The following is a 22,008-nucleotide window of genomic DNA, read 5'->3' as shown; positions in this document are numbered from 1 at the left end:
GGCTGAGCCGGCGGAGGGCGACTCAGTCGCCGACGAGCAATGAGGAGTTGTCGTGCTTCGAGGTCGGCTTGCGGCCGAGCACGATCTCCGGGGTGAGCAGGTCAACCGGTCCGGGCATGCCGTCGGGGTCGGAGTAGTAGCCGAGCGCATAGTTGCCCATCGAGTAGCCCATCAGGTCTGCCAGCTCGGGATCGAGGTCTTTGGCGATGCTGGGCGGGCACGAGAGGAACTGGTTCTCCTCGGTGCGCAGCCAGCCGAGCGTGTAGGTGATGTTGATGCCGGTACGTTCGGCATCGCTGCGGTTCTCGCCCCCGCCGTGGATCACCGAGCCCGAGTACAGCAGCACCGATCCGGCGCCCATCGCGGCCTGGGTCTTCTCGTCGTCGTCGGCCCTGCGCTCGGGATCCCATCCGGGGCTGCCCGGAACGATGCGGGTGCCGCCGTTGTCGGGTGTGAAGTCGCTGAGCGCCCACATCGTGTTGAACTGCGGGTCGATGTCTCTGGGGACGTAGCCGCCCCATGCGTCCCGGTCGCGATGCAGCGGCTGGGTGCCCTGGCCGGGCTTGATGTTGATGACCTGGGTCAGGTGCAGCTGGATCTTGTTGGTGTAGGGGCCGAGGAACCGGTTGGCCATGTCGATGACCTTCGGGTGCATCACCAACTCACGGCACGCCGGCGAGCGTGCGACCAGCGCCCCGGTGCGGGTCGTGTTGTGGCCGGAGAAGTTGTCGAGCCCGCCCGGGGTTCGGTCGATCCACGGACGCAGCTCGGCTTCGAGCCAGTTCAGCATGTCGACATCGATGGCATCCTCGATGATCGCGCCGCCGTCGATCCGCACCACCTCGACGATCTCGTCGTCCGGTGTATCCAGGGTGAAACGCGCAAGCTCGGCCATGCCGCAACAGTACGCGTTGCTGCCATCACGTACCGGCCCGGCGTCGCGCTCGCATCGCGGAGGGCAGGGTGGCCGGGGAGTTGGCAGTGCGGGCCGGTTTGGGGCGCCAGACGGTCTCGGTTGCGCGCCGCTCCTGTGTAGCTGCCCGCACGGCGGCGCATGCTCGGCGTTCTGGCACCGCTCTCGCTCCGATCATGTGAGAGACCGCCACGAGGCCGTGGTGGAAGAAGCGGTCGTTCGCGTCGCTCCATACGCCGTAGGCGTCGAGCTCGGCGCGTATCTGCGCCATCTCTGCGTTGACCCTGCGTTCATAGTCGTCCATGCGCTGTTCGAGGCGCTGCAGTTTGGCCTCGGTCTCCCGGGAGAGCTGGTGCAACTGCTGCACATTCCGGAAATGGCTCACGACGCAGATCGCCAGCAGGATCGCCGACCAGGCATAGAAGATCGGCTTGGGAATGCCCGCCGCGAGCAGCGACGCGTAGTCCGCCGTCACGATCCGGCTCCGACCGTGCTGAGTGGGCGAGGCTCGTGTGGGTGTGGAGTCATGCGGGCATTCCAGCAGGTCGCATCACCAAGATCAATTGAATTTATCGAAATAGCCTGTTAAGGCATGAACGATGGCTCGGCGCATCTGAGCAGGACGAGTTGGTCGTTCTACGCTGCGGCCTGTGAGTCAGGCATCGGGCAGCATCCCCGTCTTCACTGCCGAGGACGACGGTTTTCACGCCCATCTGCGAGGCGACGACTGGTGGTTCACCGAGACGGCCTGGTTCTCGTTCCATCACCGCGAGCGGCAGCTCGGAGGATGGCTCTACACGCTGGCTCGCCACAACATCGGCACGATCTCGGGTGGAGCCTGGGTGTGGGATGACACCGCACACCTGCCGTGGGAGGTGCCCTACAGCTCCAATCTCACGGCCCTGCGCCTGCCGCCCGAAATCGATCTGCGGGATTCGACCCTGCCCAACGGCGTCAGCATCAAGGCCGAGACGCCGACGATGGCGTACCGGCTCGGCTACGACGACCCGGGACGCTTCAGCGCTGATCTGCGCTTCGATGCCGTGCTGGCGCCGCGGCCGCTGACGGCGGGAGGTTCGACGTTCGGCAGCTCGGCGCACTTCGACCAGATCGGACGGGTCACCGGCCAGATCCAGCTCAACGGCGAGGACATCGATATCGATTGCTGGTCGATGCGCGACCGCACGTGGGGTCGGCGACCTGAGGACCGTCCCCGCCAAGCCGCATATGTCACAGGCGCGGGCGATGACGGCTCGGGTTTCCTTGCGGTCACCAACACCCGAGGCGGAGTCGACCGGGTCGCGTACGGGTTCGTGCAGCACGGCGATGCGCAGGCGAGCCTTGTCGATGGTGAGCGCACAGTCCGCCGGAGCCCCGATGGCTGGATCACCGAGATCCGCATCGATGCCGTGGACGCCGCCGGCGAACGCTTCGTGGCGGCCGGCAGCCCGGTCAGCCGGATCATCATCAACCGCCACAGCTTCATCGACATCAACAGCCTCATCCGCTGGGAGGTCGACGGGGCAGGCGAGTGGTGGGGCGAGGATCAGGACATGTGGCCCACCCATCGTTTCGCCGTCGCCAAACGCAGCGGCGACTGGTCGATCGGCGGCGGCAGATGAGCTTCGAGAGCCATGTGCTGTTGGAGCGCCTCGCCGGCCAGATGCGTCGCGAGATCGCGCCGGCTGTTGACGACGAATACCAGCGCACACAGACCCACATGGCTGGTGTGATCCTGGAACGGCTTGCCCGCGAGGCGGCGCTGGGAGAGCGGCACCGGGCCGCCGAGGCTGCTGATGTGGCGCGGTTAGCGGCGGAATTGAACGACATCTTGGACGTCGCCCCGACGTCGACGACGGAAGCCGTCCCGCAAGAAGTTCGCGGCGCTGTCGCACGGTTGCAGTCGGACCGATCGGTGATGTCGTTGAGGCCGTTGTTGGAGGCCCTGTATGGCTGGGGTCCTGATGGCCCAGTCGCCGCCTCCGTGCTCGACGCGATCCGCCAGGTGCTGCGCCGCGACATCGACCGGCGCATGGAGATCGCCCGGTGAGTGCGGCTGAGGGCTCGGGGAGAGGTCGCGGTTGGCGAGTCGCAGCCCGGCGCATGGAGATCGCCCGGTGAGTGCGGCGGGTGCAGCGGGTGACGCCAACGTCGGCCTAGCGGGTGTTCTCAGCGACTACCTCGCCGAGCGGCTGGACGCCGCTGGACCCGTTGCCGTCAGCAGCATGGAGCGCATCGCAGTCGGCTGGTCACACGAGACCTGGCTGTTCGACGCCGTGTGGTCCGACGGCGCCGGCGAGCAGCGGCAGGCGTTCTGCCTGAGACGCGATCCCGGCAACGCCCTGCTGCGGCACGAGTCCGATCTCGGCGAGCAGTTCCAGGTACTGAAGTGTCTCGAACAGACCGATGTGCCCGCCCCGCGTGCGTACTGGTACGAAGCCGACCCAGAGGCTCTCGGCGCCCCCGCCATCGTGATGGAACGGGTTCCCGGCGAATGCCCGAGCCCCTGGCGCAGCGCTGGTCGCGAGTACTACGCCGCAGCGGCAGAGCGGGGCGTGCTGCCCGTCAGCTTCACCGATGCGCTCGCCGCCGTGCACAACGTCGACTGGCGGGCGGCAGGCCTCGACTTTCTCGGGGTCCCCGAGAAAGGCAACGACTTCGCGTTGCGTGAGATCGCCAAGTGGGAGGCACTCATCGACGAGTCAGGCCATCCGGGCCACCCGATCCTCGCCGACCTGATCGGCTGGTTGCGACACCATGCGCCGGTCACGGAGCAGCTCACGCTCGTGCACGGTGCGTACCGCACCGGGAATGTGCTGATCCATGAAGACCGCGTGTCGGCGGTCCTCGACTGGGAGCTGCAGGTCATCGGCGATCCGATGTACGACGTGGCCTACGTGCTCACCGAGCTCAACCGTGAGGGCACGGAACTGCTCTCGAACGTGGTGCCGCGGGACCTGTTCTTCGAGCGGTACCAGCAGGCCACCGGCATTGAGATCGACGAGATGCGCTGTGCGTACTACCAGCTGCTCTACGCCATGCGCTCGGCAGCTTTCTGGATGAGCGCCGCCGGGCTGTACGCAGACGGCTCCAACAGCGACCTGCGATTGGCCCGCACGCACTGGTCGGTCATCGTGGCGCTCGAACGCGCCGCTACTGAACTCGGCTATTAGCCGGGTCTTGACGACGGTCGCTGCGCCCACGGGCCGCTCGGGCCCAGGGCTCAGCCTCCTGATCAGGCGGCGAAGGCGTCGATCATGGCGTGCACGTCGCCCAGCGGGTACAGGATCGGGCAGGTAGCGCCGGTGGCCAGGTAGCCGTCGACGGCCTCGCGGGCCTCTGCGGGCGTGCCTGATGCGGTGAGCATCTGCACGATGTCGTCGGGCACGAGGCGTGATGCCGCTTCGACCTGCTCGGCAGTGGCCGGCCAGGTGAGCACCTTGCCGACCTCTTCGAGCAGGGAATCGGGCACGCCGGACGCCTTCATGATGTGGGGCTGCTGGCCCAGGTACTGGGTGACCATGTTGCGGGCCATGTCGAGTGCGGTCGCACGGTCGTCATGCACCGAGCACACCACGAGCTGGGGCCGGTCCAAGTCGTCGACGCTGCGTCCCGCCAAAGCTGCGCCGCGCTCCAGCGCGTCCATGGCCCGGCTGTTGTAGTCGGGCGAGACCAGGTAGTTGAGCACGACGCCGTCGGCGATCTCGCCGGTCAGCTCCATCATCTTCATGCCCGTGGCGCCGATGTAGATCGGCACCTCCTTGGGCCGCCGCTCCTGGTACACGTAGTCGAGCTCGACATCGTCGAGGTGCACGTGATCGCCGTGAAACGTCACATTCTCGTTGGCCAGCAACGCCCGCACCACCGTGGTGATCTCGCGCATCGCCCCGAGCGGTCGGGCGCGGTTGATGCCGACCTTGGCCGCCAACGGATCCCACCAGGCGCCCAGCCCGCAGATGATGCGGCCCGGAGCGAGGTCGTCGAGCGTCGAGAACATCGACGCCAAGCGAGCCGGGTTGCGGGACCAGATGTCGATGACGCCTGCGCCCACCTTGATGAACGACGTCGTGGCCGCGAACGCCGCCATGGGCACGCTGGCCTCGCGCACGAGCCGTGAGTCGGCCTGCCAGACGGCCTCGAAGCCGCGTTCCTCCGCATACTGGGTGAAGCCCATCGCCTCGGTGATGGTGTGCGCGTCCTGCAGGTACAGCGCATTTCGTGCTGTTGTCATCGATCTACCGCCATGGATCTGCCGTCACGAGCTCCGAACCTCTGATTTGTCCAGCATCCCAGCATCGCCGGCCTCGCGGGCGTATGGAGCCGTTCGCGGAACCTAGCCTCGGTTCGGTATGGCCAACCACATGTCGTCACTTCAGGCATCCGGGCCGAATGGAGCGCCCGCTGCAGCCTTCCCCGCCAGTTACAGCGCCCAGCTCGCCACAGAGGTCACCGATCCGCAAGGCCGGGCACATGTGGTGGAGCGATTCCGGGAGCAGGGCATCCGGCTGCCGACCTTCGCCGAGCTGACCGATCCGACGCTCATCGACCCCGACGTGGACACCGCGCTTGCTGACATCGACCACGATTTTGCCGATCCGCTGAACCTGTTCCGGGTGCACTGGTTCAACGACGGCGCCGGCGGACGCACCGATGTGCCCGAACACGTGGTGCTGCCGAGCGAGCTGACCGGCACGCCGGCGAAGGTCGTGGTGCTCTTCGGGAACCGCTTCCCGATGATCGGTGCGCACAAGGTGCTGGCGGCGTATTCCTGCCTGGCGCCGCGGGTGGTCTCCGGCCAATTCGACCCCACCCGGCACCGGGCGGTGTGGCCGTCCACCGGCAACTACGCCCGCGGCGGCGTGGCGATCAGCCGGATCATGGCGTGCCGCGGAGTGGCCGTGCTGCCCGAGAACATGAGCCGCGAGCGTTTCGAGTGGCTTGAGCGCTGGATCGCCGACCCTGCCGACGTCATCCGCACCCCCGGCTCGGAGAGCAACGTCAAGGAGATCTACGACGCCTGCGCAGAGCTGCAACAGGATCCCGGCAATTTCATCCTGAACCAGTTCAGCGAGTTCTCGAACCACATCGGGCACTACGAGGTCACCGGCGCTGCGCTCCTGGCGGTGTTCGAACACCTGCAACAGGGCGCGCCCGCAGGCAGCGAGCTGAACCTGGCCGCGTTCGTGGCGGCCAGTGGCTCAGCGGGCACGCTCGGCGCCGGCGATCGGCTCAAGGACGCCCACGGCGCCCAGATCGTGGCGGTCGAGGCGCTGGAGTGCCCGACCATGCTCTACAACGGCTACGGCGAGCACAACATCCAGGGCATCGGCGACAAGCACATCCCGCTCATCCACAACGTCATGAACACCGATGTGATCGTCGGTGTCAGCGACCGGGCAACCGACGGGCTCGGGCTCGTGTTCAACACCGAGGCGGGCCGGGACGCGTTGCGCGAGCACCTCGGTGCAGCGTCGTGGGTGCTCGACGAACTCGGGCATTTCGGCTACTCGTCGATCTGCAACTCGCTCGCCGCCGCCCGTGCCGCGAACGAACTCGGCCTGGGGCCCGACGACGTGGTCATGACCGTGGCAACCGACGGCTTCGAGATGTACTTCTCCGAGCGGGAACGCCACCTTGCAGAACGTCATGGGGGCAGCTTCGACGCCGGTGCCGCCCGCGGCATCATCGAGCGTCACCTGACGCCCGAAGCCCACAGCGACGATGCCCCCCACATCGAGGTGCTGTCAGACCGGGGTCGCGACCGCATCTTCAACCTCGGCTACTACACCTGGGTCGAGCAGCAGGGCGTCCCCCTCGACGACTTCGAGGCGCGCCGCGACCAAGCGTTCTGGGGTTCGCTGCGGGGCCTGCCACAGCTCTGGGACGACATGATCAGCGACCTCAACGACGAGGTCGCCCTCACCTTCGTGTGAACGGCAGCCGACGCGAGCACAGCGCTGGGTGATGAGAGAATGAGCCGATGAGCGGATCCACTCCAGCAGCGCCGCGCATCGACGGCGAGCGTCTGATGAACCGGCTGGACGAGCTCGCCCAAATCGGCGCAATCGAGGGCACGACTGGCAACTGCCGCCTGGCGCTCACAGACGAGGACCGCGCCGGGCGCGACCTGGTGGGCACGTGGATGGCGGATCTGGGGCTCGATGTCACTGTTGACGGGCTGGGCAACGTCGTGGCGTGCACCGAGCCGGGTCGTGTTGCCGACTCGGTAATGATGGGCAGCCACATCGACACGGTGGCCACCGGCGGTCGCTACGACGGCAATCTCGGCGTGCTGGCCGGCTTGGAAGTCATCGAGTCGGTGCTGGCGAGCGGCCGGATGCCCGCTCGCCCCCTGTCGGTGTCCTACTTCACCGACGAGGAAGGCAGCCGGTTCGCGCCCGACATGCTGGGCAGCCTCGCCTACGTCGGGGGCATGGCGCTCGAGGAAGCCCTGGAGATCACCGACCGCGACGGCATCGCCGTGGGCGACGAGCTGGATCGCATCGGCTATCGCGGCTCGGCCCCGGTGCCCGGAACGGTGCCCTACGCCTACATGGAGTTGCACATCGAGCAGGGGCCGGTGCTGGAGTTTCACAAGACGCAGATCGGCGTGGTGGAAGGCGTGCAGGGCATCTCGTGGACCGAGGTCACGCTCAGCGGCCAATCCAACCACGCCGGAACCACGCCGATGCCGCTGCGACGCGACGCAGGGCTCGCAGCGTGCCGCATCGCCGGCGAGGTGCGCGACATGGCGCGCAACATCGGCGACTCGCAGGTCGGCACCGTGGGGGCGATCTCGCTGGTGCCGAACCTGGTGAACGTCATCGCCGGCTCGGCAGTGATGACCGTCGACTTGCGCAACACCTCCGAGGGAATGCTGCAGCACGCCGAGTCGCGGCTCGACGAGATCGTGTCGCGCAACGCCGAGGAGGAGCACCTCGACGCGTCGATGCGGCGCACCGCCCGATTCGAGCCGGTGGAGTTTCATCCAGCGGTCATCGATCTGGTCGAGCGCTGCGCTGCTGAGGCTGGATTGACGCACCGTCGCATGCCGTCGGGTGCCGGTCACGATGCACAGATGCTGGCCCGTGTCTGCCCGACGGCGATGATCTTCGTGCCCAGTTTCGACGGGGTGAGCCACAACCCGGCCGAGTACACGTCGCCCGAGGACATCGAAGCGGGGGCGAACCTGCTCGCCGACGTCGTGTGGCGCTTGGCCAACGGTGACATCGACGACGTACTTGCGTCAGGCAGCGCGCCATGAGGCTGCTGACTGTTGGTGCCGCGCAGCTCGGGCCGATCGCCCGTTACGAGACTCGCGCCAAGGTGGTCGAACGGCTGATCGCGCTGCTGCAGCAGGGGGCAGACCGGGGATGCGAGGTGGTGGTGTTCCCGGAGCTGGCGCTCACCACGTTCTTCCCGCGCTGGTACTTCCCCGACGACTCGCCGGAGCTGCTGGCGTACTTCGAGACTGAGATGCCCTCGGCGGATACCCAGCCGCTGTTCGACGAAGCCAAGCGCCTCGGCATCGGCTTCCACCTCGGCTATGCCGAGATGACGCCCGACGGGCATCGCTACAACACGGCGATCCTGGTCGACCGAGACGGCAGCCTGGTGGCCAAGTACCGCAAGGTGCACATTCCGGGCCACGAAGAGCACGAGCCCCAGCGGCCCTTCCAGCACCTGGAGCGCCGCTACTTCCAGGAATCCGACGAGGGCTTCAACGTGTGGCGAGCGTTCGGCGGTGTCATGGGCATTGCCCTCTGCAACGACCGGCGCTGGCCGGAGACGTACCGGGTGATGGGCCTGCAGGGGGTCGAGATGATCTTCATCGGCTACAACACGCCGCTGCACTACGCCCCTGACCCCATCCAAGATCCGCTCCAGGCGTTCCACAACCATCTCGTCATGCAGGCGGGCGCCTACCAGAACGGCACCTGGGTGGTCGGTGTCGCCAAGGGCGGCACAGAAGAGGGCGTGGAGTCGCTCGCTCACTCGGCGGTGATCGCCCCGTCAGGCCAGATCGTGGCCCAAGCGGTCACCGACGGCGACGAGCTCATCACCGCCCAGTGCGACTTGGACTGGTGCTCGCAGTACAAGGACACGCTGTTCAACTTCGACCGTTACCGCCGGCCCGAGACCTACAAGCTCATCGGCCAGCAGAAAGGCGTCATCCCCCCGCCCTGACCGGGGCGGACCACCACGTTGACACCACGTTCGTTTGAACGGGTTCGTGTGAGCCGGGGCATCCGCGAGCTAGATCTCTGTCCAGTGTTTTGCTTCGACGAAGCGCTCGAGATGGGCGACGTTCGTGGTTGCTGTGACGACCCATTGGGCCGGGTCGGCGGCGGCCACGCTGCGGGCTTGGGCTGCGAGCAGGACATCGCCGTCGAGCGCGGCTTGATGTGCGGTGGGGTACCCGCTGTTGCGTGCCTCAGCCCACAGTGACGCGGCGTCGCGCATGACCGGCGTCGACAGGGGCGCGTAGCTCAAGGCGGCGCGGAGTTCGTCGAGTCGGGCGAGCCCGGCGGCGCGTCCTGCACGGACCAGCTCTCGCCGCACTTCGTAGTCGGCGATCTCGGGGAGCACGATGCTGGCGCCGGCGGCTGCGTGTGCTCGTGCCCACTCCCAGGCATCGTTGCCGGGCCCTCGTGGCGTCGGATTGCTGAGCAGCCCGAGGGGACCGCTGTCGAGCACGATGACCATGTCAGAACCGACGTCCTTCGGTGCGCCGACAGTCGGCGAACGCTTCCATGTCAGAACCGACGTCCTTCAGCGGGCCGGCTGTCGGCAAGTGCTTCCATCAGCATCCGAGCCGTCTCTTCGCGCTCTTCGTCGCTGCCGATGGCCGCGACGGCATCGAGCGCTGCGAGTGCCCGCGAGGAAGCATCGGCGTATGAGGAGTCGTCGAGGGCGAAGTGCTCGGCCTTGGAAAAAAGACGGGCGCCCTTGACGACGCCTTTGCGGCCGGTGCCGCGCCAGCCGAGCTTCGCCATCTTGAGCTTGACGGCGACGCCGATGGTCTGCCGTGCGCGCACGGCGGTCTCGTCGCTTGAGATCAGTGCTCCGATGATCGGATCGGCCTCGATGAAGCGGGCCACCCCGCAGAGTGCCGGCAGTCCGTGCATCTCGGCGTCGATGAGCCGCTGCTCGTTCGCAGGGTCGTTGAGCAGCGACAGCAGCCGCAGGTACGCCTCAGGGTGCCGGCTGAGCTCGCCGTGGTACTTGACGCCATGCGCGTCGGCAGCAAAATCGGCTGCGCACAGCTCTCGCCTCAGCCCGGTTCCGCTGGCCATGCCGCCAAGCTAGACATCCGATTTGCAGATGTCAAAAATACGGCGCTCACGGCACAGGGAGCCGCACATCCGCTGGCGAGCCCGCACACGCCGGCACTCACCCTGAATCACTCCGGGTCAGCAAACAACCCAGGGTGATTCACCGGCACTCAAGCCGAGCCGCCTGCTGCGCCCCTACTCGACCGGAGCGGGGCGCGGCAGGCCGGCAGCGGTCTCGAGGCGGGCCAGCCGATCTGTGTGGTCGCGAAGAATCGCGTGCACCTCACGGAACCCCTCCCGCATCTCCGCGCGGAGGCTGCCGATCTCTGAGTGCAACTCCGCCCGGAATTCCTCGCGCAGAGCACCGATCTCGGCGCGAAACTCAGAGCGCAACTCATCGCGCAGAGCACCGATCTCGGAACGAAACTCCGCGCTCAGCTCAGTGCGCACGCCGTCGATCTTGTCACTGAGACCGTCGACGCGATCCGACAGCACGCCCATCTGCCAGACCATGAACACCGCCTGCGCCCCCAGCAATGCCGCGACCAGGCCGCCGAACACCGTGATCAGGGCATTCGACACCCCCGGCCTCGCCGCTGACGCGACACCTGCGGCCGCTGGCAGCCCCGTGTCAACCGCAGCTTCGGACACAGCGTCATGCGCCGCATCTGCCACCGGCCCCGATGATGCCGTGGAAGCCGGCGCTGCCTCGGGCGCGGACTCGTCCGGCGCAGGCGGGCCGGCGGGCGGCTCGTCGTCGGTTGACGCCGGGTCGGTCATCACGGCGATCGATTCATCGGGAGCGGACATCGGCCCTCGCTGAGCGTCACGGCGCTGGAAAGCGCACAGATGGTTCAGAATCGGTCGCCGCTGAGCCGGGCAACGAGGGCACCCACCAACATAGCCACGGGACACCACCCGCCTCCAACCACTTTCCGCCACCGGCCCATGCAGGCCACGCTCCGCGAAGCGCGCACCCGACACCGACCCGGCCCGCGCCGTAACGGCCGCCTTGGAGATCCGCCTATGGCGACTGACGCTGTCGACGCAGCTCGGTTCTACAAGGACTGTTCGGGCGACAGCGTCGGAGCGTGGCCGGCTGCGGGCAGGGGGAGTTCAGGGGAACTCAGGAACGCAGATAGGCCTTGACGACCTTCAGCAGGTCGTCGTAGTTGATCGTGCCAGCGGCGTAGTCCTTGAGCGCTGCGCGGTACTCGGTGGAGTCGATGGCACCGTCGCCGTTGGCGTCGTAGCGGTCCACGACATCATCGGACTCGGGTGCCGACTCGGGCTCTGTCTCGGGCGCCGGTTGGGAGTCGGGTGCCGATTCGGCGTCCGACTCGGACGCCTGCGGGGACTCGGACTCGGTCTTGGGCGCAGATTCAGCCTCGGTCTCGGGTGCCGATCCTGACGCGGTCTCGGGCGTCGGCTGGGAGTCGGCTGCTGACTCGTTCTCGGGCTGTTCGGGCTGCTCCTCCTGCGTCGGCCGCTGGAGCACTCCGATCCGAAAGCCTCCGCTGTTCAGGCTGGCCGTGGTGGTGACTGCGACCGAGCTCCAGCCGCTGTAGCACGCGGTGATGGTGCGCGCGTTCAGCCCCACCCAGTAGTCCGTCGTCGGAGACAGTCCGGGAATCGTGTGGCTGTATGTCGCGGGCTCGTACCACTTGGCTGTCACGAATCGCATCTCGGAATGCGAGTTGTCAGCCGTCTTCACCCAGACCAGGAAGTCGGTGATGTGGTCCTTCCGCCCGGAAGAGGTAGTGCCGTACACGGGCGAATTCCAGTACAGGGTGACGCTGTTGTGGGTTGGCGTGAAGGTGGTGATCGTGGACGGGCCAGGCGGCGTGTACCCGGGCAGGTTGCATCGGCCTGAGGTCACCGACGTGGTGCCCATCTGCGGAACCGCCTCCAGCGCCCTTGAGCTGGCCTCCTGCCCACCGCTGCTGAACGCGCGGACCCACACGTCGTAGGTGACGCCTGCAGTGAGCCCGGGCACCACAGCGGTCGTCGCGTCCGCGCCGACAAGACTGGCCGATCGAGTGATGAAGCTGCCGTGCTCGTCTTCCCAGCGATACAGCACCTTGAATCCGACCACCGCGGCGCCGCTGACCAGGGCCCCGGCCTCCCAAGTGAGCGTCACCTGCTCCGGCCCGGCCACCGCCGAGTGCAGCAGCGGCGGGTTGGGCCGGCCTGCTGCGCAGCGGCGCGCCGTTCGGATGTCATAGTCCTGATCCTTGGGCAGAGTCCAATCGCTCTTGATAGTGCCCTTGGTCGCTCGGATCCGCCACCGATACTCGGTGCCGTGAGTCAACCCCGTGACGATCGCCGGTTGCGTGATGCCACTGTGGGACACGCCCGAGCTGGACCACGCGCCCCAGGTGCCGCCGCTCTTCGAACTGATCTCGATTTCGTAGCCGGTCGCTCCCGGCGACTCCACCCACCACAGATAGAAGCCCAGACACGACCGCTGCATCTCCGCGGTGGCGGGCATGCCGAGCGTCTGCGCTTGGACTGGCGGTGCATCGTGGGCAACAACGACCGCCAGCACTGCCAGCGCGGTAGCAATGAACCGCAGCCGAACGAGAGGGGGACGGCCGCGGGCTGCCCTAGAACACATCCTTGGGGGGGGGGGGGTCAGACAACACGGACTGCTTCTCCATCTTCTTGGGCTTGGACATCTTCAGGAAGCCGCGTGCCTAAGCAGCGGTGGGCGCCGGCCGAAACACAAGCAAGGTCGCCAGCAGAGCGGCCGCCATCGCAGCCATCGATATCCGAGCGTTCCGCATCCCTGGGTTCCTTTCTCCGCGAGCCGTGCTCGCAGCGTCAGAGGATGCCAGATGATTTCTATGAAAGAAACACCATTTGCCAAATAAGTTTGGCAAATGACATATGATTTTGTGCATAGTTAGGTACCCTGCCCGGCCATGCGAAACGTCATTCGGTCTCTTGCAGTGTTGGTGCTGGCGCTCGGGGTGGCCATTCCGTCCCCTGCAGCAGCGCAGGGCGTGTCCAGCGACGCCGACCTTGCCGGGCTGACCCTCGTCAGACCCTCCACGTTGCACGACCTGCTGAGCGAGGACACCATCTACACCCTGCTGCGCTTGCGGACGGAGGAACCGCCGCTGGCGGTGTCGCTCAACGAGCCGTTCTCGTCTGCGACCACGGCCTACACGGCCGATGTGCGAGATCACGTCCGTCAGGTGCTCGTGACCCCGGCCCTCAGCGACTCCAATGCCACGGTGACCGTGAACGGCAGCGATCCAGCCACCCCGGTGAGCCTGTCCAGCGGCGAGAACGTCATCGACATCGTGGTGACCGCGCAGGACGGCCTGACTTCCAAGAGCTACGCGGTGACGGTGACACGGACCGACTACCCGTTGCTCAAGGGCGATTTGACCGGCCTGACGGTGACCGACGACAACGGTAGCCCGATAACCCTCATGCCGTCGGCGCGCCATGTGCCTCGCTTCGCGCTCCACCAGGTGCCCGACTTCTACTCCTGGATCTCCTCGTATTCGCTGTGGGTGCCGTCGGATGTGTCGAGCGTGACTGTCACGCCCACCTGGGACGCAGGATCGGACTACTGGATAGAGGTGCGGGCAGCCACCGACTTCGAGCATCCGACCCGGCACAATCGATTGACCACCACCAGGGTCAACGCATCCGGCGAGACCAGCTCGGCCATCACCCTCGCTGAGAACCTGCGCCAGCGGACTGAGATCTGGCTCGGTGTGCACGTCGACGGCGGGGTTCACCTCTACTTCTTGAACGTGCTGCGGGGCACCGGGCTGGAGGCCTTCTGCTACGGCCGCCAGGGCACACATTCGCTGTGCCCTGCGGAGCCTGACGTTCCCGAACAGAAGGAAGACCAGCAGCTCGAGGCGCAAGAGCAGGCCCCGACCATTGCAATCGCCAAGCCACAGGAGACGCAGGACGGCGCTGAGAGCGATGACTCCGAGACGCCGCCCGGTCCCGTGCAGAATCTAGAGCTCACAGCGAAAGGCAAGCGCGTCGTCGTCTCGTGGAGCGCCCCGGCCGGCGGCGGCGCGCCCTCGGGCTACCAAGTGAAGCTGGAAGACAGCAGCGGGGGGAAGGCGAAGGTCAGGCGTCCCGGCGCGAAGAAGCTCAAGATCGTCTACCGCGACCTGGAGCCGGGCACGACGTACCAGGTGAGCGTGCGCGCCCGGAACGAATGGGGCCAGGGCGCTTGGACCAGTTCCCAGATCACCCTCGACTAGGGCCCAGATGCCCGCGCATGAAGTGAGAAAACTGGAAACAGGATTCTCAGTTGGCGGGGCGGCGGCTTCGGGCGGTCAGTCCTCTGTCTGACCGGGGGGCATGCGGTAGCCGACGCGGGGCTCGGTGAAGATGTAGCTGGGGTTGCTGGCGTCGTCGCCGAGCTTGCGGCGGAGTCGCTTGATGACGTCGCGGACCAGCCAAGGTTCGCCGACCCGTTCTGGTCCCCAGACGCGGTGCAGCAGTGCGCTGTGGGTCAGCACCCGGGGGGCGTTGGCAGCCAGTTCGTGGAGCACGTTGTACTCCGTGGCGGTGAGATCCACCGGCTCGCCGCTCACTGCGGCGCGGCGCCGGGCGTAGTCGATGCTCAGCCCGTCGGCTTCATACGGCGCCGATGGCTCGCCCTCGAGGAGGTCCACCTGCTTGCGCAGCGCGGCGCGGATTCTGGCGGTCAGCTCGGTGGGCGAGAACGGTTTGACCACGTAGTCGGCTGCGCCCATGTCGAAGGCTCTGGCAATGGTCTCGTCGTGGCCGTATGCCGACAGGAAGATGACCGGCACGTCGGCCCTCGCCCGCACGTCGCTCATCACCTCGATGCCGTCGCGGTCGGGCAGCACCAGGTCGAGCAGGACGAGGTGGGGTTTCTCCTCGGCCATGATGCGGCCGATGTCGGCGGGGTTGCCGGTTGCGACGGTCGCGTAGCCGGCCTTGGCGAGGATGTCGGTGATGTAGCGAAGCGCCTGGGGGTCGTCGTCGACGGCTAGAACGCGGACTTGGCGTTGTGCCGACGGCCGCGACCCGGGGAGGCCTGGTACCGCAGTGGTAGTCGCGGCCTCCGCCGGCGGCAGAGTGAAGGTGAAGCGCGCTCCGAGGCCCGCTCCGTCGCTCTCGGCCCAGATGCGGCCGCCGTGTGCCTCCACGATGCCCCTGCAGATGGCGAGCCCCAAGCCCGAGCCGGCGACGCCGGTTCCGTGGTCTGGGCCGTGTGCCCGCGAGAACTTGCGGAACAGATCGGGCATCTGCTCGGACGGTATGCCCCGGCCTTGGTCGGTGACTGAGATCGCGACCTGGGTTCCGTCTCGCGCAGCGCGCACCTCTATCGGGGACCCGTCGGGCGAGTACCCGGCGGCGTTGAAGAGCAGGTTGCTCAACACCTGGGCGATGCGTCGCCGGTCAGCCATCACCAGCGGTAGGCCCGGCGCCAGATCCACGTTCACGGGGTGGCCGGCGCCGCCGGTGAGAAACCTGCCCCTGGCATCGTCCGCCAACTGGTGTATATCGGCGGGTTCGGGGGTGACGGGCAGGGTGCCGGTGTTGATGCGGGCGACGTCGAGCAGGTCGCCGATCAGGTGCCGCATCTGGTCGGACTGGTCGCGGATGATGCGGAGGAACTGCGTGCTCTCGGCGGGATCCAGCCCGTCGGAGCTGTCCAGCAGCGTGTTCACCGAACCCATGACTGCGGCGAGGGGTGTCCGGAGCTCGTGGCTCACCATGGCCAGGAATTCGGCCCGCAGCCGCTCCTGCTCGTCCAGCGGCGTCAAGTCCTGGAGGGTCACCACCAACGAGGCCACGACGCCGTCATCGGAGCGAATCGGGGTGGCGTTGAGCAGGGCGCTGACGCTGCTGCCATCGGGAACCCGCAGCACGATCTCCTCGGCCCTGATGGTCTCGCTGGCTCCGAGCAGCTCCGACAGCGACAGCTCGCCCAGCGACAGCTCCCGGCCATCGGCCCGCACGCAGGTCACGGTCTCCAACAGCTGCTCAAGAGGCTGATCGCTTTCCCGCAGGCTCTCCACGAGGCGTGCGGCCTCCCGGTTGAACAGCACCAGTTCGCCGGAAGCGGCATCGATGACCACGACACCCACCGGCGAGGTATTCACCAGTGTCTCCAAGTCGGCCCTAGTCCGCTGCTCGTTGCGGTGGCGTCGAGCATTGGCGGTGACCAGCGCCGCTTGGGAGGCGAACATTACCAGCGTCTCCTCGTCGGCGCGGGTGAACTCAGCTCCGCCGTCCTTGGCGCCCACGAAGAGGTGGCCCACCCGGTCGCCCCGGAAGAGCATCGGCACCGCCAAGAAGCTGAACACCTCGACCGGCACGGGGATCTCGAACTCGGCGAAGCCCAGCGATCGGACGTGCTCCGTCAGGTCGGTCACCCTCAGGGGCCCGGAGATCTCCGTCAGGGACTCGAAGATCGCATAGGGGTCGGGAGTGAGCCAGAGCCGCTCGGCTTCCTCGGCGGTGGTTCCCGACGACAAGAAATCGGCGATCTGCCCGCCTTCATCGAGCAGGGTCATCACTCCGTAGCGGGCGGCCGTGAGGTCTCGGGCCGAGTCGAGCACTCCCTGGAGCACAGTGTCGAACTCCAGGCTCTTGTTGATGCGCAGGCTGGCCTCGCTGAGCTGCGTGAGCCGCTGCTGTAGCGCCTTGAGTTCCTGGTCTCGTTGGTTTTGTTCGGCCACGACATCCGTTCTGGCTTGGGCGCAACTGCGTTGCGGCGCCTCCCTGCCATCTCGAATCATATGGCTTCATAGACCAATTTATCTGGATATCTGCCTATGTAATACGGTTGCTGAGCGCACGGGCGCGGTGCGCAGGCATCGGCGCCTCGCGGCGGGGCTACTGCTTCCCGTCGTCGATGACGCTGTCGCCGATGGCGGTACGGCCACCGAAAACGAGCAGTTCGGCGGTGTGGCGCAGGTAGCTGGCGGTGAGCCGGCGGGCTGAGGCCGTCGGCGGTGCCGAGAGTGTGATCAGTCGGCGGTTTGAGGCTGGGCGGTTCGGGCGCCCGCGGTGATGAACGCTCCTGCAGCGCCCGCTGCGGCCTCAGCGGACATGCCGATGCCCAGGTAGCCCTCGATGCGCGACAGGCGCTCGCTGTTCGCGGCCACTTCGGTGCGCAGCGCCCCGATCTCCTCGCGCATCTCGCTGCGCAATGCGGCGATCTCGGCGCGCAGCGCTGCGTTCTCCTCCCGCATCTCGGTGCGCAGCGCAGCCACGGTGCGCTGCTGGTTCCACACGATGGCCAGCGCTGCCACCGCGACCGTGATGATCTGTGCGATCACCATTGCGCCGAGGTCTTCCACGTCGTCAACATAGCACGGCACCCTAGCCGTCGATCTTCAAAATACTAAGAAATTTATCGGTAATGCTTTAAATATCACAAACCTTGTGAGCGGCACGTCGGTGGCGGGCGCAGTGGCTGCGGTGCGGTGGTGCGAATGGTTGCGCAGCGGTGCGACAATGGCCCTCGGGGAGGGGACAGGACAACGCCGCTGTCCCGGAGACGAGGTTGCCGATGACGGCGAGTTCGGAAGCAAGCACCGGTTCGGTGACGGAGTTCGTGCTGAACGGATCGCCGGTCACGGTTGCCAGCGATCACGAGCACCTGCTGGCGGCATTGCGAGATGAGCTGGGGATCATCTCGCCCAAGGACGGGTGCGCGCCGTCGGGTCAGTGCGGCTGCTGCACGGTGCTGGTGGACGGCAAAGCCAGGGTGGCCTGCCAGACCAGCCTCGAGCGCTCGGCGGGCACGGAGATCACCACGGTCGAGGGCTTCGATGAGGCCGAGCTGGATGCGATGGCGAATACGTTCGCGGCGCACGGTGCTCTGCAGTGCGGCTTCTGCACCCCGGGCATCGTGGTGCGGTTGAAGGCCCTGCTCGACCGCAAGGGCTCGGCGCTGACACGTGAGGAGGCCAGCCGTCACCTGGGCGGGCACCTGTGCCGGTGCACCGGCTACACAAAGATCCTCGACGCGGTGGAGTCGCTGGCGGCGGGGGAGGTACCCGTGGCGCTGCCGCCCAAGGGCGTCGGCAGCTCGGGCGTTCGCTACGAGGCCCGCGAGCTGACGCTGGGCAGCCGCCCCTACATCGACGACATGTATCCCGACGGCATGCTGCATGGCGCGCTGCGCTTCGTCGACCATGCCCGCGCCGACGTGCTCGCCATCGACACGAGCGCTGCGGTGGCCGAGCCCGGCGTGCAGGCGGTGTTCACTGCGGCCGACATCCCCGGCGTGCTGCGGGTGGGCCTGATCCACAAGGACTGGCCGGTGATGATCCCAGTCGGCGGGCGCACGTCGTATCTCGGCGATGTGCTCGCCATCGTGGTGGCCGACAACCGGCCGGCCGCTCGACGTGCCGCAGAGCTGATCGAGGTGTCCTACGACGTCCTCGAACCCATGACCGACCCGGTGCGAGTGAAAGACAGCGATATCGACGCCGTCTGGGAGCTCGACGGCAACATCCTGTCTCGCTCCACCTATTCCCGCGGCGATGTCGACGTTGCGCTGGCCGCCTCCGCGCATGTCGTGACCGAGACGTTCCAGACCCAGCGCATCGAGCACGCCTATCTCGAACCCGAATCGACACTTGCCGTGCCGACGCCGGCCAATGGAGTGGCCGCCGGGTTGCACGTGTACACCGGCGGGCAGGGCATCTGGGACGACCGCAACGACATCGCTGCAGTACTGGCTCTCGACCCCTCCATCGTCACGACTGAGCTGGTCTCGAACGGCGGGGCGTTCGGCGGCAAAGAGGACATGTCGAACCAGGCCCATACGGCGTTGGCGGCATGGCTGACGGGTCGTCCGGTGCGGATCACCCTGTCGCGTGAGGAGTCGCTCCTCATGCACCCCAAGCGGCACCCCATCCGCATGACCTACGAGGTCGGCTGCGACGCCGACGGCAAGCTCACTGCAGTACGGGCCCGCATGTTCGGCGACTCAGGCCCCTACGCCTCGGTGGGCATGAAGGTGCTGGAACGGTCGGCCGGGCACGCCACTGGGCCGTACCTGGTGCCATCGGTGGACGTCGAGTCGGTTGCGGTGCGCACCAACAACCCGGTGTGCGGCGCGTTCCGGGGGTTCGGTGCCAATCAAGCACAGTTCGCCATGGAAGGCGTGATGGACCGGCTGGCTGAAGCGGTGGGCATCAGCGGGTTCGAAATGCGCCAGCGCAACGTGGTGGTGCCCGGGGGAGTGTGGGGACCGGGCCAAATCATGGACGACGGCTGCTTGGGCGCCCAGGCGTGCCTCGATGCCGTGCGCGAGCCCTACGAGGCGGCCCGCGCCGCCGGCAAGCCGGTTGGGATCGGGCTGGGGCTGAAGAACTCCGGCCTCGGGAACGGCTTCAAGGAGATCGCCAAGGCGATTGTGCGCTTCTGCGGTGACGGCACCGTCGAGGTGCGTCACTGCTGGACCGAGATGGGCCAGGGCGTGCACACCGTGGCGCTGCAAGTGGCCGTGGAGGAGCTTGGTGTCGACCCCGAAGCGGTGCGGGTGATCGTGGACTCCACCCGTGAACTGGGCGCCGGCCAGACCACCGGCAGCCGGGGCACGCTCATGGGCGCAGGCGCAGTGGCCGATGCGTGCCGTGCTGCACTCGCCGACGGCTGCCGGCCCGAGACGGACTACGAGGGCGAGTACCGGGTGGACTGGACGAACTCGCTGTCAGAAGGCCTGGAGAACCCGGTCATCCACTCCACGTTCGGCTACGCCGCCCAGGTGGTGATCCTCGACCCCGACTCCGGCAACGTGGAGCGAGTCATCGCCGCGCACGACGTGGGTCGGGCCGTGAACCCGGTGCTGTGCGAGGGCCAGATCGAGGGCAGCGTGCACATGGGTCTCGGCTACGCGCTCAGCGAAGGCTTTCCTGCCGACGCCGACGGGCGACCGCTCAATTCCACGCTGCGCAGCCTCGCGATCATCCGGCCCAAGGACATGCCCGACGTCGACGTGATCCTGGTGGAGTCGCCGCAGCCCGGTGCTCCCTACGGCATCAAGGGCGTCGGCGAGATCGGGCTCGTACCCACAGCCGGCGCGGTGGCGGCAGCGCTGCGCGAGCACGAGGGTGTCTGGCACAACGAGCTGCCGATGCGCAACCCATCCAACCGAGAGCGCGCCGACGCCTGGGTCTGACGGCGATTCAGCAGGCAACCGCGACGCGCAAGGCATCGCACGCGGCGGCCAGACGGTCCGGGCGGAGACCACAGATGCGTTCGGTGAGGAGCGCCTTCGGAACCACCCGCAGGTTGTCGAAGCTGGCGGCGCACTCGACCGTCAGGCCGTCGTCGGGGCCGAGCGGCAGCTCCGTGGGGATGTTGCGCACTGTGCGCGTGAGCGGTGCGGCGACCACGGAGCGGAGCACAGGTATCGCAGCGGAGCGGGTCATGACAAGGAAGGGACGGCGGCCGAGATCTTCGATCTCGCCCCACCAGATGTCTCCGCGCTGTGGCGAGGTCACCACGGCTCGTCCTCGATGGCTGCGCGCAGTTGGGCGACGGCGTCTTGGTCTTCGGCTGGACTCGGAGGATGGCGGATATAGCCGGCCACGATGGCCGCGTCGAGCTCACGCTCGCGTTCGATTGCGATGATCTTCTCGATACCCGCACGAATGGCGGCGGTGCGCGAACGGTATGTGCCGCTGGCCACGAGAGCATCCAGATCGACGAGCACCGCAGCGGGCAGTCGCACGGGGACTTGGCGGGACGTCATAGCCTCAACATATCGGGAATGAGATGCAAAACGGGATACAAGATGGTATCTATTCGGGCCTCAGCCACGTGCTGACGGTGTCGTCGGCGGCATGAACTGGCAGAGTTCACGCCATGACGTCACCCGGATCAGTCACCTTCGGCCTGCTGCTGCCCTCGCGAGAGCTGGCGATGTACCCGCCGCACGACGGCGACCCCCGGCGGCTGGTCGAGTGGGCCGTGCGAGCGGAGGAGCTTGGCTTCGATGCCGTGTGGGTCGGCGACTCCCTGCTTGCGAAGCCGAGGGCCGAGCCGCTGTCGGTGTTGGCGGGCGTGGCGGCGGTCACTGAGCGCATCGATCTCGGCACGGCGGTGCTGCTGGCCTCGATGCGCAACGCCACACAGCTTGCTCAACAGGCCGCCACGGTGGATGCGCTGTCGGGCGGCAGGCTCATCCTGGGTGTCGGCGCAGGACCTCCCGGAGAGGAGGTCAACGCCGACTTCGATCTGGTCGGGGCCGACTTCGACCGGCGAGGCACTCGGATGGTGGAAGTGGTCCACCGCGCCCGTGAGCTCTGGCGCGCCGAAGGCACACCCACCCAACAGCGGCTGCAGCCGGTCTGCGCAACCGAAGGCGGGCCGCGCCTATGGCTGGGCGGCTCAGGCCCGCGCGGGCTCAAGCGGGCGGGCCAGCATTTCGACGGCTGGTTCCCGACGGCCCCGGTGGCTGAAACCTTCGGCGAACAGCTCGCGACCGTGCGCGGCCATGCGGCTGACGCAGGCCGCGACCCGGCATCGATCACCGCTGCGGCGTACTTGACGGTCAACATCGGCGAGCCGGAAACCGCAGCCGCCGAGGTGGCCGAGCATTCGAAGCTCTACTACGGCGTCGAGATCGAAGTGCTGCGGCGCGTCATGGGCACGCACTCGGGCTCGCCGGCCGAAGTCGCTGCGTGGCTGCAGAGCTACATCGACGCAGGTTGCGAGCACATCTGCATCCGGCTGGCCTCGCCAGACGTGGACGCCCAGCTCGATCGCCTCGTCGAGATGCTCCCCGAACTCCGCCGTTAGCCAGCGCGAACCGCCAGCCGCCGTCTTCCGCACCAGGCCTGT

General features: G+C 67.2%; 20 protein-coding genes. 9 read left to right on the top strand and 11 right to left on the bottom strand.

The features are described 5' to 3' along the window. Positions 1–22 precede the first annotated feature (22 nt). The gene (locus ACOGI8_RS09910; RefSeq protein ID WP_419853641.1) at positions 23–895 is read right to left on the bottom strand and encodes a phytanoyl-CoA dioxygenase family protein; all 873 of its coding nucleotides are present in this window, start codon (positions 893–895) and stop codon (positions 23–25) included. Between the two features lie 25 nt (positions 896–920). Beyond that, complete coding sequence (locus tag ACOGI8_RS09905; RefSeq protein ID WP_419853640.1) at positions 921–1,388, bottom strand: hypothetical protein; 468 nt, start codon at positions 1,386–1,388, stop codon at positions 921–923. A gap of 175 nt (positions 1,389–1,563) precedes the next feature. Between ACOGI8_RS09905 and ACOGI8_RS09900 the strand changes: the two genes are divergently transcribed. From ACOGI8_RS09900 to ACOGI8_RS09890, 3 genes are all read left to right on the top strand, one after another. Continuing rightward, positions 1,564–2,535, top strand: a complete 972-nt coding sequence (locus ACOGI8_RS09900; RefSeq protein WP_419853639.1) for a DUF7065 domain-containing protein — start codon at positions 1,564–1,566, stop codon at positions 2,533–2,535. After that, positions 2,532–2,963, top strand: coding sequence for a hypothetical protein (locus tag ACOGI8_RS09895; RefSeq protein ID WP_419853638.1), 432 nt, complete (start codon positions 2,532–2,534; stop codon positions 2,961–2,963). The genes ACOGI8_RS09900 and ACOGI8_RS09895 overlap by 4 nt, the downstream gene beginning before the upstream one ends. Before the next feature lie 67 nt (positions 2,964–3,030). Further along, positions 3,031–4,086: a phosphotransferase family protein gene (locus ACOGI8_RS09890; protein ID WP_419853637.1), complete on the top strand. Its 1,056-nt coding sequence runs from the start codon at positions 3,031–3,033 to the stop codon at positions 4,084–4,086. A gap of 62 nt (positions 4,087–4,148) precedes the next feature. On the opposite strand, the gene ACOGI8_RS09885 is transcribed toward ACOGI8_RS09890, so the two are convergent. Further along, entirely contained in the window at positions 4,149–5,144 is a 996-nt protein-coding gene (locus ACOGI8_RS09885) for an LLM class flavin-dependent oxidoreductase (protein WP_419853636.1), read from the bottom strand. A gap of 118 nt (positions 5,145–5,262) precedes the next feature. On the opposite strand from ACOGI8_RS09885, the gene ACOGI8_RS09880 reads away from it, so the two are divergent. From ACOGI8_RS09880 to ACOGI8_RS09870, 3 genes are read left to right on the top strand one after another with little or no spacing between them, the layout of a single operon-like run. Next, a complete protein-coding gene (locus tag ACOGI8_RS09880; RefSeq protein ID WP_419853635.1) occupies positions 5,263–6,846 on the top strand; it encodes a pyridoxal-phosphate dependent enzyme in 1,584 nt (527 codons plus the stop codon). A gap of 47 nt (positions 6,847–6,893) precedes the next feature. Beyond that, positions 6,894–8,177: a Zn-dependent hydrolase gene (locus ACOGI8_RS09875; protein ID WP_419853634.1), complete on the top strand. Its 1,284-nt coding sequence runs from the start codon at positions 6,894–6,896 to the stop codon at positions 8,175–8,177. After that, positions 8,174–9,100: an N-carbamoyl-D-amino-acid hydrolase gene (locus ACOGI8_RS09870; protein ID WP_419853633.1), complete on the top strand. Its 927-nt coding sequence runs from the start codon at positions 8,174–8,176 to the stop codon at positions 9,098–9,100. The genes ACOGI8_RS09875 and ACOGI8_RS09870 overlap by 4 nt, the downstream gene beginning before the upstream one ends. 69 nt (positions 9,101–9,169) lie before the next feature. On the opposite strand, the gene ACOGI8_RS09865 is transcribed toward ACOGI8_RS09870, so the two are convergent. From ACOGI8_RS09865 to ACOGI8_RS09850, 4 genes are all read right to left on the bottom strand, one after another. Continuing rightward, positions 9,170–9,619 (bottom strand): nucleic acid-binding protein, encoded by a 450-nt coding sequence (locus ACOGI8_RS09865; protein ID WP_419853632.1) that lies wholly within the window; start codon positions 9,617–9,619, stop codon positions 9,170–9,172. Between the two features lie 50 nt (positions 9,620–9,669). Continuing rightward, positions 9,670–10,209, bottom strand: a complete 540-nt coding sequence (locus ACOGI8_RS09860; RefSeq protein ID WP_419853631.1) for a hypothetical protein — start codon at positions 10,207–10,209, stop codon at positions 9,670–9,672. A gap of 174 nt (positions 10,210–10,383) precedes the next feature. Then, the gene (locus ACOGI8_RS09855; protein ID WP_419853630.1) at positions 10,384–10,998 is read right to left on the bottom strand and encodes a hypothetical protein; all 615 of its coding nucleotides are present in this window, start codon (positions 10,996–10,998) and stop codon (positions 10,384–10,386) included. A gap of 316 nt (positions 10,999–11,314) precedes the next feature. Next, positions 11,315–12,736, bottom strand: a complete 1,422-nt coding sequence (locus tag ACOGI8_RS09850) for a fibronectin type III domain-containing protein (protein ID WP_419853629.1) — start codon at positions 12,734–12,736, stop codon at positions 11,315–11,317. 376 nt (positions 12,737–13,112) lie between these two features. On the opposite strand from ACOGI8_RS09850, the gene ACOGI8_RS09845 reads away from it, so the two are divergent. Continuing rightward, positions 13,113–14,426 carry a cadherin-like beta sandwich domain-containing protein gene (locus tag ACOGI8_RS09845; RefSeq protein ID WP_419853628.1) on the top strand — a complete coding sequence of 438 codons (1,314 nt, stop codon included), beginning with the start codon at positions 13,113–13,115 and terminating at the stop codon, positions 14,424–14,426. Positions 14,427–14,501: 75 nt separating this feature from the next. On the opposite strand, the gene ACOGI8_RS09840 is transcribed toward ACOGI8_RS09845, so the two are convergent. Both ACOGI8_RS09840 and ACOGI8_RS09835 read right to left on the bottom strand, forming a co-directional pair. After that, on the bottom strand, positions 14,502–16,883 hold the full coding sequence (locus ACOGI8_RS09840) for an ATP-binding protein (RefSeq protein ID WP_419853627.1): 2,382 nt from the start codon (positions 16,881–16,883) through the stop codon (positions 14,502–14,504). 291 nt (positions 16,884–17,174) lie between these two features. Then, positions 17,175–17,507: a hypothetical protein gene (locus ACOGI8_RS09835; RefSeq protein ID WP_419853626.1), complete on the bottom strand. Its 333-nt coding sequence runs from the start codon at positions 17,505–17,507 to the stop codon at positions 17,175–17,177. Positions 17,508–17,719: 212 nt separating this feature from the next. Here ACOGI8_RS09835 and ACOGI8_RS09830 point away from each other — a divergent pair, with 212 nt between their 5' ends. Continuing rightward, positions 17,720–20,341, top strand: coding sequence for a molybdopterin cofactor-binding domain-containing protein (locus tag ACOGI8_RS09830; RefSeq protein WP_419853625.1), 2,622 nt, complete (start codon positions 17,720–17,722; stop codon positions 20,339–20,341). A gap of 7 nt (positions 20,342–20,348) precedes the next feature. On the opposite strand, the gene ACOGI8_RS09825 is transcribed toward ACOGI8_RS09830, so the two are convergent. Both ACOGI8_RS09825 and ACOGI8_RS09820 read right to left on the bottom strand, forming a co-directional pair. After that, positions 20,349–20,666, bottom strand: a complete 318-nt coding sequence (locus ACOGI8_RS09825) for a type II toxin-antitoxin system PemK/MazF family toxin (protein WP_419853624.1) — start codon at positions 20,664–20,666, stop codon at positions 20,349–20,351. Then, the gene (locus tag ACOGI8_RS09820) at positions 20,663–20,917 is read right to left on the bottom strand and encodes a ribbon-helix-helix domain-containing protein (RefSeq protein ID WP_419853623.1); all 255 of its coding nucleotides are present in this window, start codon (positions 20,915–20,917) and stop codon (positions 20,663–20,665) included. The genes ACOGI8_RS09825 and ACOGI8_RS09820 overlap by 4 nt, the downstream gene beginning before the upstream one ends. A gap of 113 nt (positions 20,918–21,030) precedes the next feature. Between ACOGI8_RS09820 and ACOGI8_RS09815 the strand changes: the two genes are divergently transcribed. Beyond that, positions 21,031–21,966, top strand: a complete 936-nt coding sequence (locus ACOGI8_RS09815; RefSeq protein ID WP_419853622.1) for an LLM class flavin-dependent oxidoreductase — start codon at positions 21,031–21,033, stop codon at positions 21,964–21,966. The last annotated feature ends 42 nt before the right edge of the window (positions 21,967–22,008 follow it).

Origin of the sequence: Candidatus Poriferisodalis sp. (assembly GCF_965204195.1) — a bacterium.
GTDB lineage: Bacteria > Actinomycetota > Acidimicrobiia > Acidimicrobiales > Poriferisodalaceae > Poriferisodalis.
Note: the sequence above shows the minus strand (reverse complement) of the source record. Positions and strands in the feature narration are given on the sequence as shown.